Origin of the sequence: Pantoea sp. SORGH_AS_0659, from assembly GCF_031453915.1 — a bacterium.
Classification (GTDB): Bacteria; Pseudomonadota; Gammaproteobacteria; order Enterobacterales; family Enterobacteriaceae; genus Pantoea; species Pantoea leporis.
Window position 1 is genome coordinate 1,396,660 of sequence record NZ_JAVJAK010000001.1, and the last position, 12,697, is coordinate 1,409,356.

General features: G+C 53.4%; 14 protein-coding genes and 1 tRNA gene. 8 read left to right on the forward strand and 7 right to left on the reverse strand.

From position 1 onward, the window contains the following. Positions 1–509: 509 nt before the first annotated feature. On the forward strand, positions 510–1,634 hold the full coding sequence (ompC, locus tag Q3H59_RS06585) for a porin OmpC (RefSeq protein WP_101763675.1): 1,125 nt from the start codon (positions 510–512) through the stop codon (positions 1,632–1,634). Between the two features lie 24 nt (positions 1,635–1,658). Here the strand turns inward: ompC and Q3H59_RS06590 are convergent, their stop codons facing one another. Next, positions 1,659–2,222, reverse strand: a complete 564-nt coding sequence (locus Q3H59_RS06590; protein ID WP_222233727.1) for a TetR/AcrR family transcriptional regulator — start codon at positions 2,220–2,222, stop codon at positions 1,659–1,661. A gap of 93 nt (positions 2,223–2,315) precedes the next feature. Here Q3H59_RS06590 and Q3H59_RS06595 point away from each other — a divergent pair, with 93 nt between their 5' ends. Beyond that, the gene (locus Q3H59_RS06595; RefSeq protein WP_217548719.1) at positions 2,316–2,771 is read left to right on the forward strand and encodes a nuclear transport factor 2 family protein; all 456 of its coding nucleotides are present in this window, start codon (positions 2,316–2,318) and stop codon (positions 2,769–2,771) included. A gap of 3 nt (positions 2,772–2,774) precedes the next feature. On the opposite strand, the gene Q3H59_RS06600 is transcribed toward Q3H59_RS06595, so the two are convergent. Together Q3H59_RS06600 and Q3H59_RS06605 are read right to left on the reverse strand one after the other, a co-directional pair. Then, the gene (locus tag Q3H59_RS06600; protein WP_309833879.1) at positions 2,775–2,933 is read right to left on the reverse strand and encodes a hypothetical protein; all 159 of its coding nucleotides are present in this window, start codon (positions 2,931–2,933) and stop codon (positions 2,775–2,777) included. Positions 2,934–3,080: 147 nt separating this feature from the next. After that, a complete protein-coding gene (locus tag Q3H59_RS06605; RefSeq protein ID WP_309833880.1) occupies positions 3,081–3,194 on the reverse strand; it encodes a response regulator in 114 nt (37 codons plus the stop codon). A gap of 141 nt (positions 3,195–3,335) precedes the next feature. Between Q3H59_RS06605 and apbE the strand changes: the two genes are divergently transcribed. The 3 genes from apbE to Q3H59_RS06620 all read left to right on the forward strand — a co-directional run bounded on the left by apbE (position 3,336) and on the right by Q3H59_RS06620 (position 7,194). Continuing rightward, positions 3,336–4,373 (forward strand): FAD:protein FMN transferase ApbE, encoded by a 1,038-nt coding sequence (apbE, locus tag Q3H59_RS06610; RefSeq protein ID WP_277973829.1) that lies wholly within the window; start codon positions 3,336–3,338, stop codon positions 4,371–4,373. An 11-nt stretch (positions 4,374–4,384) separates the two neighbouring features. Next, positions 4,385–5,026, forward strand: coding sequence for a DNA oxidative demethylase AlkB (alkB, locus tag Q3H59_RS06615; RefSeq protein ID WP_277977191.1), 642 nt, complete (start codon positions 4,385–4,387; stop codon positions 5,024–5,026). Between the two features lie 515 nt (positions 5,027–5,541). Further along, positions 5,542–7,194 (forward strand): multidrug ABC transporter permease/ATP-binding protein, encoded by a 1,653-nt coding sequence (locus Q3H59_RS06620; RefSeq protein WP_277973828.1) that lies wholly within the window; start codon positions 5,542–5,544, stop codon positions 7,192–7,194. Between the two features lie 156 nt (positions 7,195–7,350). Here the strand turns inward: Q3H59_RS06620 and Q3H59_RS06625 are convergent, their stop codons facing one another. Continuing rightward, positions 7,351–8,076 (reverse strand): 4'-phosphopantetheinyl transferase superfamily protein, encoded by a 726-nt coding sequence (locus tag Q3H59_RS06625; protein ID WP_309833885.1) that lies wholly within the window; start codon positions 8,074–8,076, stop codon positions 7,351–7,353. 77 nt (positions 8,077–8,153) lie between these two features. After that, positions 8,154–8,357 (reverse strand): hypothetical protein, encoded by a 204-nt coding sequence (locus tag Q3H59_RS06630; protein ID WP_309833886.1) that lies wholly within the window; start codon positions 8,355–8,357, stop codon positions 8,154–8,156. 292 nt (positions 8,358–8,649) lie between these two features. Here Q3H59_RS06630 and Q3H59_RS06635 point away from each other — a divergent pair, with 292 nt between their 5' ends. Genes Q3H59_RS06635 through arsC form a run of 3 tightly spaced genes read left to right on the forward strand, consistent with a single transcriptional unit; the run spans position 8,650 to position 10,739 of the window. Continuing rightward, on the forward strand, positions 8,650–8,970 hold the full coding sequence (locus Q3H59_RS06635) for a metalloregulator ArsR/SmtB family transcription factor (protein WP_271460839.1): 321 nt from the start codon (positions 8,650–8,652) through the stop codon (positions 8,968–8,970). A 41-nt stretch (positions 8,971–9,011) separates the two neighbouring features. Further along, entirely contained in the window at positions 9,012–10,301 is a 1,290-nt protein-coding gene (locus Q3H59_RS06640) for an arsenic transporter (RefSeq protein WP_309833890.1), read from the forward strand. A 12-nt stretch (positions 10,302–10,313) separates the two neighbouring features. Continuing rightward, positions 10,314–10,739 carry a glutaredoxin-dependent arsenate reductase gene (gene arsC, locus Q3H59_RS06645; protein ID WP_309833892.1) on the forward strand — a complete coding sequence of 142 codons (426 nt, stop codon included), beginning with the start codon at positions 10,314–10,316 and terminating at the stop codon, positions 10,737–10,739. A gap of 53 nt (positions 10,740–10,792) precedes the next feature. On the opposite strand, the gene Q3H59_RS06650 is transcribed toward arsC, so the two are convergent. Continuing rightward, positions 10,793–10,869 (reverse strand) — tRNA-Pro (locus Q3H59_RS06650). Between the two features lie 70 nt (positions 10,870–10,939). Next, a complete protein-coding gene (gene yejM / locus Q3H59_RS06655) occupies positions 10,940–12,694 on the reverse strand; it encodes an LPS biosynthesis-modulating metalloenzyme YejM (RefSeq protein ID WP_101763685.1) in 1,755 nt (584 codons plus the stop codon). Between the last annotated feature and the right edge of the window lie 3 nt (positions 12,695–12,697).

A 12,697-nucleotide genomic window follows, 5' to 3' on the forward strand; every position in this document is an offset into this window, starting at 1 on the left:
AAAAGAGACATATAATGCGCGGCAGTTATTGTGGTTAATTTAACCTGCGTAATTAACTTTACGCAATATAAGGCGATGTCTGAATTGCGGGCAAAAAAAATGCCGGACCATCTGGTCCGGCGGGAAATTAGGGTAAATCAAAACATTCGGGGTGAATGAAGGTAATAATGAAATAAATGATGATAGCGGGGATAATTGTATGCTCTGGATGGCTTAGAGTTTTGTCATTCAGTGCGGAAATGTAACTCATGTAATTTGATGTTTTTAAACAATTAAAATATATGTTGTCAAAAAGTGCTATATTTTTTACCTATCTGTGCTGGTTATTAGTTCCCCTGAATTTACATCCTGAAATAACTATTTAATACACTGAAACAGTTTTGGAAATTTAGTAGCATTTTCGTGATAGATTATTGCCCAACATAAAATAACAATGGCTTGCCGGCTGAATTTTTAATCATTCAGTTCGCAGTGGCAAAAATAAAGGCACATTAAAGAGGGTAATAAAAATGAAACGTCGCGTTCTCTCCCTGATGATTCCTGCATTGCTGGTGGCAGGATCAGCAAGCGCAGCTGAAATTTACAATAAAGATGGCAACAAATTAGACCTCTACGGCAAAGTGGACGGTCTGCATTATTTCTCTGACAACTCTGGCTCAGACGGTGACCAGTCTTACCTGCGTTTTGGCTTCAAAGGTGAAACTCAGGTGACCGATCAGCTGACCGGTTACGGCCAGTGGGAATACCAGGCTGCACTGAACACCGCAGAAAGCGAAGGCACCGCGAACAGCTATACGCGTGTTGGTTTTGCCGGTCTGAAATTTGGTGATGCGGGTTCATTCGATTACGGCCGTAACTACGGCGTGATGTACGATCTCGGCGCATGGACTGACGTTCTGCCAGAGTTCGGTGGCGATACCTACGGCGCGGACAACTTCCTGTTCCAGCGCAGCAACGGCCTCGCTACCTATCGTAATACCAACTTCTTCGGTTTAGTCGATGGCTGGAACTTCGCGGTTCAGTATCAAGGCAAAAACGATAACCCAACCGAATCTACTGGCTCTGGTCGTGATGTGTTGGGCGAGAACGGTGACGGCTACGGCCTGAGCACCACTTACGATCTGGGTTCAGGTTTCGGTATTGGTGCAGCGATGTTCCAGTCTGACCGTACCAATAACCAGAACGGTAACAATCCACGTACCGCCAACATCCTGGGTCGCGGTGATAAAGCCGAAGCTTACAGCGGTGCGCTGAAGTATGACGCTAACAACGTTTACCTGGCCGCAATGTACAGCCGTTCATACAACGCGACGCGTTTCGGCGCCAGCGATAGCGGCACCGTTTACGGTTACGCCAACAAAGCGGATAACTGGGAATTGGTGGCACAGTACCAGTTCGACTTCGGCCTGCGTCCATCTCTGGCGTTTGTCTCTTCTCGCGGCTCTGACATCGAAGGTTACGGCAGCCAGAACCTGAAGAAATACATTGATGTAGGCGCAACTTACTACTTCAACAAAAACATGTCGACCTACGTTGATTACCAGATCAACCTGCTGGACGACAACAACTTCACCGACGCAGCCGGTATCAATACCGATGACGTCGTAGCACTGGGCTTGGTTTACCAGTTCTAAGGGTGATGGAGCGTGACTTGCCGGTCACGCTCCCGTTTTCAGCAGCGCATCCAGCGCGGCACGCAGCACGTCGACCACCCGTTCCGCCTCCTCGCCAATCTGTACCTGCACAATCGCGCCCTCAACCAGCAACACAATCTGCGCCGTTTTGACCTGCTGATCGGGCATCAACTTGTCGCTGATCGCCTGCGCCATCTCACGCTTATGTTGACAAATCAGTTCGCTGGCTTCCGCTAACGTGTCGCCCAGCTCCGCAGCGGTATTGATAAACGCGCAGCCGCGATAATCGTCATCCCTGAACCAGCTCAGTAACGCCGCGGGCAGCGCATCGATCAATGCCGCATGTTGATTCAGCGCATGGCGAAACGCCAGCATCCAGCGCTGATGGCGCTGCTGTAAAAACGCCAGCACCAGCGCATTCTTCGCCGGAAAGTGACGATAGAAAGTCACTTTGGTCACCCCCGCTTGCGCAATCACCTTATCCACACCGGTGGCGCGAATGCCTTGTTGGTAAAACAGCTGTTGCGCGCATAGCAAGATACGATCGCGCGCGGAGGCTGTGGCATCAAAGATCAGAGGCTCAAGCATAAAAATTCCTGTGTTTGCATGTAGACAGAATTGTCTACATACGGCAGGATGAATCAAGTAGACAGACCTGTCTACATAATAGGGAGAAATAACATGCTGGTGCCACCGTTCAATCAACAAACCGCATTACAGAAAGTCCGCATGGCGGAAGATGCCTGGAACAGCTGCGATGCGCAGCGTGTTTCGCGGGTGTACAGCGAAGATACGCGCTGGCGCAATCGCAGTGAATTCGTCAATGGACGCGCAGAAGTCGTGACCTTCCTGCAGCGTAAGTGGATCAAAGAGTTGGATTATCGACTGATCAAGGAGTTATGGGCGTGGCATGAAGATAAGCTGGCGGTGCGCTTTGCCTATGAATGGCATGATGACAGCGGTAACTGGTTTCGCAGCTATGGCAATGAGAACTGGCACTTTGGTGCCGATGGTTTGATGATTCAGCGATTCGCCTGCATCAACGATCTACCGATCAGCGCAGATCAGCGTCTTTTCCACTGGCCAGCCGGCACGCGCCCGGACGATCATCCGGGCCTGAGTGAGTTGGGACTGTAAAGGTTACTGGATACCACGCCATTTTTTGGCTTTGGGCGCCGGTTGCGGCGGCGGGTTGGCGATGGCGCTCAGGCTACCTTCCATCGCGACGCCCGCCAGCGTAAAGGCCGAGAAGCTCAGCCAGTGCTGCCATTTACTGTTTTGTGTTTTGCTATTTTCCATTCTGCACCTCGCTGAAGTTCAACTCATCTTCAACAATGCAGCATTCATGCCAGCGCACCGCTCTCAGCGCCACGCGGCTTGCAGCGACTTTGCTACACTGCGCCAGCGCTGAAGCGGTGCAGAAGGGTGATTTTCTGGTGCAATAATTTAACGTCGGCGTGCAGGATAGTGCTGAATCAGGCGATGGCGGTACGTCTGCCAACATTTGAAACTGCCATAAAAAAACAGCCCGGCGGTTACGGCAATAATTATATAAATCATCTGATGCTCCTGTAGGCATAACGTTGCAGGAACCGGTTATCCTGTGTCAGCGTTTATCGAACATCAAGCAGCTTTAGACTGCTTTACAAGCGAGTTATGCTTTGTAATTGGCTGTAGTAATGGGTTACAGATGAGGAATTGATGCGTTTTCAGAACATTCTGCTAATTAGCCTGCTGGCATTAGGACTCAGCGGTTGCGAAAAAAACAGCAGCCAACCCGCGATGGTGCTTGAAGGCAAAACCATGGGCACCGTGTGGCGCGTCAGCGTCGCCGGCGTTGATCCGCAGCGTAAAGCGGCGTTGCAACAGCTGATCCAGCAACAGCTGGATCGCGATGACGGCGAACTCTCGACGTGGAAAAGCGATTCGGTGCTGTCGCACTTTAATCAGTATCAAGGCAACGCACCGCAGCCGGTAAGCGCTGACATGGCGGACATCGTCACTGAAGCGCTGCGAATCGGGCATAAAACGTCGGGTGCGATGGATATCACCGTGGGCCCGCTGGTCAATCTGTGGGGTTTTGGCCCGACGAAGCAACCGGCGCATACCCCCAGCGAGGCAGAAATCGCCGCTGCTAAAGCGCGGACCGGTTTGCAGCATCTGCGCGTGATTCAGGGCGTTAACGGTCAATGGCTGCAGAAAGATCTGCCCGGCTTGTATGTCGATCTCTCCACCATGGGAGAAGGCTATGCCACCGATCATCTGGCGCGTCTGATGGAGCAGCAAGGCATCACCGATTATCTGGTTTCAGTGGGCGGCGCGGTATTGAGCCGTGGCGTCAATGCTAATCAGCAGCCGTGGCGCGTGGCGATCCAGAAACCCACCGATCGCGAAAACGCGGTGGAAGCGCGCGTCGATCTGCAAGGACACGGCATTAGCACCTCCGGCAGCTATCGCAACTATTATGAACTGGATGGCAAACGCATTTCGCACGTCATCGATCCGACTACCGGAAGACCGATTGAGCACAAGCTGGTGTCGGCAACGGTGATAGCCACCACCGCGCTGGAAGCGGATGGCTGGGATACCGGTTTGATGGTGCTCGGCAGCGAACGTGCTAAAGCGTTGGCGTTAAAAGAGCATCTGGCGGTCTATTTGATCAGCAAGCAGGGCGACGGTTTTACTCACTGGATGTCGCCGCAGTTTAAAACCTTCCTCATCGATCAGGCATCTCAATAAAGGAGGCGCACATGCTGGATTTATTTAGTGACGAAGCGCCGTGGCAGGAACCGCTGGCGGATGGCGCGGTGATTCTGCGACGTCGTGCCCGCGAACAGGCCGACGCGCTGCTGGCGGCGATTCACGATATCGCCGCGAAAAATCCCTTTGCCCATCGCATCACGCCCGGCGGCCATCGCATGTCGGTGGCGATGACCAACTGTGGTGATTTTGGCTGGTCCACCGATTCGCGCGGCTATCAATATACCGAGCAAGACAGCAACAGCGGACACCATTGGCCGCCGATGCCCGCGCTGTTCCGCGAGCTGGCGCAGCAAACCGCGCGCGAAGCGGGCTTTGGCGGTTTCAATCCGGATGCCTGCCTGATTAACCGCTATGAACCCGGCGCAAAACTGACGCTGCATCAGGATAAAGATGAGAAGGATCTGCGCCAGCCGATTGTGTCGGTTTCACTGGGATTGCCTGCGGTATTCCAGTTCGGCGGTTTCGAACGCGGCGACGCCACCCAGCGCGTGCTGCTGGAACATGGCGATATCGTGGTGTGGGGCGGGCCATCGCGCCTGCGTTATCACGGCATTCTGCCGCTCAAACCTGGCATTCATCCGCAGGCAGGCGCTTTCCGTTTCAACCTGACTTTCCGCCGCGCATTTTAGGCATTTTTGTGGCGGCGCAATTTATTGCGTAATACATGTTAGTTAAGCCAGTGATGAGGGCGCTGGCCGGTGCCACTTTTGGGCCGGCGGTCCTCGCGCCGCTAGCGCGGTTCCTTCACTTCGTTCGTCTGCCTGACGGACCGGCGGAGACGGGACTTCCATGTCCCGGCTCCGCCTTTCGCCCGCATCCTGCGGGCTCTCCTGGCTTCCTCGCTTCGTTCAGCGCTGCGGATTGCCAGCCCAAAAGCGGCCCCGGCCTGCTCATCAACTTCAGTGCTTATTATTGAAAAGGGCTCATTTGCCAGAGGCGCAGACGTGTCAGAGCCCGCACAGATAATGCATTTTCAAAACAAAATACCTTCTTATCTGACAAGCATTTCGCAATAAATCGCGCCGCTACCAAACGAGCGGCGAGAAACATTTTACTCAGGCAAATTTGAGATGAGAATTATTCTTGCTATCAGCCAAGGCGACATTAAACTGCAGGCTGCTTTATTGACCGCTGGAACCCTTTGATGGCATTGCTGCAAGTCGTTTTTCGCCAGTACCGCTGGCCTTTTATTGGCGTCATTCTTCTTACATTGTTAAGCGCCGTGCTTGGTATTGGTTTGATTGCCTATATCAATAATGAGCTGATCGTCGCGGTGAATACTTCGATTTCGGTGCTGCCGAGTTTCCTTGGCCAGCTGTTCCTGCTAATGGCGGTGACGCTCGGCTCCCAGCTGGCGCTGACTATGCTCGGCCATCACTTTGTCTGGCGGCTGCGCGGCGAATTCATCAAACGGATTCTTGATACGCGCGTGGAGCGCATCGAACAGATTGGCAATGCCCAACTGCTGGCCGGTCTCACCAGCGATGTGCGCGCCATCACCATCGCCTTCGTGCGTTTACCCGAGCTGATTCAGGGCATCATTATTACGCTCGGTTCGGCGCTTTATCTCGCCTGGCTTTCGCCAAAAATGCTGTTGATCACCTGCCTGTGGCTGCTGGTGACGCTGGTTGGCGGCTGGTTGCTGGTATCACGCGTTTATCAGCACATGGCTAAGCTGCGTGAAATCGAAGATGACCTGTATCGCGATTTCCAGACCATTATCGAAGGGCGTAAAGAGCTGCAGCTTAACCGCGAACGTGCGCAGCTTATTTACGACAGCGTTTATCAGGAGAATGCCAAAAGCTATCGCCACCACATCGTGCGCGCCGATACCTTCCACCTCAGCGCGGTGAACTGGTCGAATATCATGATGCTCGGCGCGATTGGCATCGTGTTCTTTATGGCGAACGGGCTGGGCTGGGCAAATACGGCGGTGGCGGCAACTTATTCGCTGACGCTGCTGTTCCTGCGCACACCGCTGCTGGCGGCGGTCGGCGCCTTGCCAACGCTGCTCAGCGCGCAGGTGGCGTTTCGCAAGCTCAACAGGTTTGAACTGGCGCCCTATGAAGAAACGTTCAAGGCGCTGCCAAAAGTCAGCGACTGGCAAACGCTGGAGCTGCGCGACGTCTGCTTCCACTACGGCGAGCACGGATTCCAGGTTGGGCCGATCAATTTGACGCTGCGCCGCGGCGAGCTGGTGTTCCTGATTGGTGGCAACGGCAGCGGAAAATCGACGCTGGCGATGCTGCTCACCGGCCTCTATCAGCCGCAATCGGGCAGTTTGCTGCTGGATGGCAAGGTGGTGGATTGGCAAAACCTCGATGCGTATCGCAAACATTTCTCGGCGGTGTTTACCGACGTGCATCTGTTTGATCGCCTCATCGGCGATCAAGGGCAGCCAGCCAATCCTGCGCTGGTGCAGCAGTGGCTGGAGCGTCTGAAGATGCAGGACAAGCTCAAGCTGGAAGGCAACAGAGTGCTTAATCTGCAACTGTCGAAAGGGCAGAGCAAACGTCTGGCGCTGCTGCTGGCAGCCGCCGAAGAGCGCGATATTCTGTTGCTCGACGAATGGGCGGCGGATCAGGATCCGCATTTCCGTCGCATCTTCTATCGTGAGCTGCTGCCGTGGTTACAGGAATCGGGTAAAACGGTGTTCGCTATTAGTCATGACGATCACTACTTTATTCACGCCGATCGCTTGCTGGAGATGCGCGAAGGTCAACTAAGTGAGTTAACTGGTAACGAACGCGAGATGGCAACGCTGGATGCGGTGCAACGTACCGATACCGGCCATTAACGCCAGCCGGGAAAGCTTAGCAAAAACCCTTATTGGGCAAGAAGTTGCGGAGTGAGTAAAGTCACTCCCAGCAGAAATCCTCGTTTCTGCGTCCCTGGAACACTTTTCTGTCGTCTTGTGTTGTCACCGGCTCAGGTTTATTTCTGAGCCGGTTTTTTATTTTGTCGGGAGCGGATGCGTCAGCAGCGTAATCACGCGATCTCCAGCCAGCCAGAAACGCGCCTGCAGCAGCGCTTTGGTGGTGAAATACGCATCAAAATCCTGACACAACCGCAGCGTTGCGCGGCCTTGCTGCACGTCCAGTTCCAGCACTTCCGCCTGAAGAAAATCCATTGGCTGATGCAATTGCGGCCACAGCGCTTTGTACACACTCTCTTTCAATGAAAACAGCAGTGTAGCGGCCTGGGCAAAGGGCATAGGCCGCGCCAGCAGGCGCTGTTTTTCCGCCGGGCTCATCAACATCCCAGCGGTTTCATCGGCGGTTTCCTCCGCCATAATCTGCTCAACATCCACACCCACGCACAGTGGCTCGCGCGTCGCAGCCATCACCGCAACGCTGTGCGTATGCGACAGCGACGCCTGAATGCCGGCGGGCCACAACGGTGAACGATCGGGCGCATTACACAACACAAAGTGCGGTAAACCGAAGTGCGCAAAGTTTTGCTGCACCAGCCAGCGACTCGCCAGATGCTCGGCTTTGCGTTTCGTCACCGCGCTCTGTAGCGACGCGGGCAGCGGCAGTTGCCACGCCTGGTGCAATTCAGCATGCCACTGATGTTGATCGAATTCGCACCAGGCGATCGGCAATGTATCCAGCGACATGCCAGCAGCGCGGATAAACGGGGAAGAGGGCAGGGCAAGCGGCGTTTCAGAGGCGAACATAAAAAATCACGGCTGACGGAAAACGTAGTTTTACCAGCCAGCCGGATGGAGAGCAAGCCAAAGGGGCTCGCCTACTTTTAGTTATTTGGCGGAATAGCCATGCCTTTAATCTGCACCACGAAGTGCTGATGGTCTTTGGTGATGCGCGCACCGCGATCGCACCAGCGCGAGGCGAGACGGAAGAAATCGTCGCTGCCGATATCGTAAGCCAGTTCAACTTTATTGATACCCGAGTGCAGGAGTTCTTCCGCATCCTGCAGGTTTTTTGCTTTGATGACCATAATGGTTTCCATCGAAAAAACAAGAGCCCTAAGAGTAAGAGAAGTCTGTGACAGTTTTGTTTCAAATTGATGAAGCGCTGTAACATTTATCCAGAAATGTGATCTGGCTCGGGTTGAGTTGCTTTCGGTAAGTTACTGATTAAAAGCCAATAAACAGCATTTCTTTGGCGATAATCTGAGAATGCTTTACTGCATGAAAGACATATGAAATCACCAGACTTTAAATTCTGCCTTTACTTCTAATATATATGAATTAGCATATGTGTTAGATTTTTTACCGGAACCTGGCCCAATGCTTCCTGTTCAACTTTTCAAACTGCTTGCCGACGAAACGCGTACGACCATCGTTTTATTATTACGAGAGGCCGGAGAGCTGTGTGTCTGCGATCTCTGCATAGTTACCCAACAATCACAGCCAAAGATTTCACGCCACATTGCCTTGCTGCGCGATGCTGAGCTGATTCTGGATCGACGTGAAGGCAAGTGGATACACTATCGCCTTTCTCCGCATATGCCGGCCTGGGCTGCATCGATTATCGATACGGCCTGGAATAGCCAGCGTGAGGAAGTGCGTGAGTCGCTGAAGAACGCCGCTGCTACGGGTTGTGAATAATCATTAAACACATTCGATTATTCGAATGCATTGGAGGCGTGATGTTTCTGGCAGGCGCAATATTTGTTTTGACCATCGTGTTTGTCATCTGGCAGCCGCGCGGCCTGAGCATTGGCTGGACGGCAACGATAGGGGCTTTACTGGCACTGGTGACCGGCGTTATCCAGTTAAACGATATTCCGGCTGTGTGGCATATCGTCTGGAATGCGACAGCGGCTTTTATCGCCGTCATTATCATCAGCCTGTTGCTGGACGAATCCGGTTTTTTTGAGTGGTGCGCTTTGCACGTAGCGCGCTGGGGAAGTGGGCGAGGGCGGCTGCTTTTCACCTATATCGTGTTGCTCGGTGCATGCGTTGCCGCGCTTTTCGCCAATGATGGTGCGGCTCTGATATTGACGCCGATCGTCATCGCAATGCTGCTGGCACTGGGCTTTAGTAAAGGTGCAACGCTGGCTTTCGTCATGGCAGCAGGATTTATCGCCGATACCGCGAGTTTGCCGCTGATCGTATCCAATCTGGTTAACATCGTTTCCGCAGATTTCTTCAAATTGGGATTCAACGCTTACGCGGCGGTGATGGTTCCGGTTGATATTGCCGCTATTATCACCACGCTGATAGTGCTGCACCTTTTCTTTCGCAAAGACATTCCCGCCAGCTATGAGGTTTCACGCCTCAAACTACCAGCTGAAGCCATAAAAGATCCCGCTACCTTTCAAGCCGGTTGGCTGGTGCTGTTGTTGCTATTGGTGGGATTTTTCCTGCTGGAACCGCTGGGCATTCCAGTCAGTGCTATCGCCGCACTGGGCGCGTTAATTCTGTTTATCGTTGCCAAAAGAGGTCAGGCGATTAACACCGGTAAAGTGTTACGCGGCGCGCCCTGGCAGATCGTGATTTTTTCGCTCGGCATGTACCTGGTAGTTTATGGCCTTAAAAATGCCGGGCTGACGCAACATCTCTCTGACTTACTCAACCTCATTGCCAGCCACGGCTTATGGGCCGCCACCTTGGGTACCGGTTTGGTGACGGCGCTGCTTTCTTCAGTAATGAATAATATGCCAACGGTGCTGATTGGTGCGCTGTCGATTGATGCCAGCAGCGCGCAGGGCGTGATAAAGGAAGCGATGATTTATGCCAATGTTATTGGTTGCGACCTGGGGCCAAAAATTACGCCGATTGGCAGTCTCGCCACGTTGCTATGGCTGCACGTACTCGACCAGAAGAACATCAACATTAGCTGGGGTTATTACTTCCGCGTGGGTGTCGTGATGACATTGCCCGTGCTGCTCGTCACCCTTAGCGCGCTGGCCCTGCGCCTGACGTTGTCCCATTAAGAAGAGAGCACCATGACTGACATCACCATTTATCACAATCCCGCTTGCGGCACATCGCGCAACACGCTGGCGTTAATACGCAATAGCGGCGTTGAACCTACCGTTATTCTTTATCTTGAGACTCCGCCAAATCGTGAGCAACTTAAGGCGTTGATTAGCGCGATGGGGATCGGTGCGCGCGCTTTATTACGCAAAAACGTCGAACCCTACGAACAATTGGGTTTGGCTGAAGAGCGTTTAAGTGATGAGCAACTCATCGAGGCGATGTTGAATTATCCCATCCTGATTAACCGCCCGATTGTTGTCTCCCCGCTGGGAACGCGTTTGTGCCGGCCTTCAGAAGCCGTGCTCGATATTCTTCCCGATGCGCAGCAGAGCGAATTCAGAAAGGAGGATGGTGAGAAGGTGATAGATAAGCACGGAAATCGATTTGTTTAGACCGAATTAGAAACAATAAAAAAGCAGCCGTTAAGGCTGCTTTTTATGGATTTTGGTCGGCACGAGAGGATTTGAACCTCCGACCCCGGACACCCCATGACCGTGCGCTACCAGGCTGCGCTACGTGCCGAACGTGGAAGAATATTACTGTTTCTACGCACGATTGCAATATGAGCAGCATTTAACTGCCTCATAATTAATCAGTTTGCGACGAAACGCTTCTCTTCCGTCAGCACCTGCAGTAACAACGCCAGCTGCGGTTTATGATCTTTCAGTTTGTTACCCTGTGCATCGTAAGCGCTGTAGCTGCCATTGTTATTCAGCACCAGCGTCACGGTTGGCGTGGTCACTACCAGCTTGCCATCTTCGCTGCTCGCCACCCAATCGTGGCTACGTTGCGCGGCAAACAGATCTTCACCCTGCGAGAAGTTAGCGGGATTGGTGCGCACGTGCAGCAGGCGCTGCATCAGCGTGGTCATCACATCCTGCTGATCGGTCAGACGATCGATGGTTTGCGCTGGCGTATTCGGCCAATGCACCACCAGCGGCACCTGTAACGTCGCACGGTTACCTGGATTGTCATCGTTGCTATCCAGATTGACCGCACGCTGCGCCGTGATCACCACCACGGTATTTTTCAGCAAATCGCGATCCTGCAAGGTTTGCAGCACCGCCTTAATCTGCTCGTCGACACCGCTTGCCTGACGCGTATAGCTACGCTGGCGCGCTTTTAGGTTGTCGCCATTGACCGTCACACCGTTAAGGGCAATCCACGAGAACCACGGCGCATTGTTTGATTTGTGGCCATTGAGCCAGTTCTGCCACTGCGTCACCGTGGTGCTATTCGGTTGGGTATCGGCCTGCGGCAGCGAGTAATCGGCTAACAAAGCCTGACGATACAGCGGTTGGCTGAAGCCGTCCGATGAGAACAAGCCAAACTGATAGCCTTGCGCGTTCAGCGCATTCAGCAGCACGGAAGGCGTACGCGACGCTAACACGCCATCCATATAGCTGGAAGAGATGCCGTAGAACAGGCCAAATAACCCTTTTTCCGGCTGTAGCCCCGCGCTGAAGTGCTGGGTGAAGCGCACGTTCTCACTGGCGAATTGATGAAGCGACGGCAGCGCTTTTTCCACCGTGGCGTTGTTCAGACCATCAACGGTTAGCACCAGCAGATTGTGGCGCGTACCGCCATCGCGGAAGGTAATGTCACTCAGTGGATACTGCACTGACAACGCTTCCGGATCACCCTGTTGCACCAGACGGCGCTGATACTCTTGCGCATCCAGCAAACCGTGACGCTCAAGGAAGCGACGCGCGGTCATTGGATAGGAGAGCGGCAGGTTGGCGCGCTGCATGGTAATTGGGCGATAGAAATTGGCATCGGCCCAAATATAGAGCAGATGACTGGCGAAGAAGGCGCTGATAAACAGCGCAGCCAGCGGCTTACCGAACGAGCGCCGATTAAGGCTGCGCAGCTTTTGCCAGCTCCAGGTCGCGAACAGCATTTCGACGAGGAAAATCAGCGGCACGCTGATAAACATCAGCTGCCAGTCGCGCGCCATCTCGCTTTGATCAGGGTTTATCACCAGCTCCCACACCACCGGATTGAGGTGCAAGTGGAAGCGGCTGAACACCGCGCTGTCGACCATAATCAACGTCAGCCCGGCGGTGGCGACAATCGCCGACAACACCCTAAGCAATCGCTGTGACATCACCACGAAAGTGAGCGGGAAGATGATCAGCAGATAACCGGCGAAGACGATGAAACTGAAATGACCGATCCAGCTGGTATAGGCATAGATACGTCCCGCGAGTGACGCGGGCCAGTCGGCGACCAACAGGTAGCGGCTGCCTAAAATTAACGCGAAGATAATATTAAACAGGGCAAACCAATGCCCCCAGCTGATCATCTGGGAGACTTTTTCACGGTAGCGCTGCCGGTTGGTTACCATATT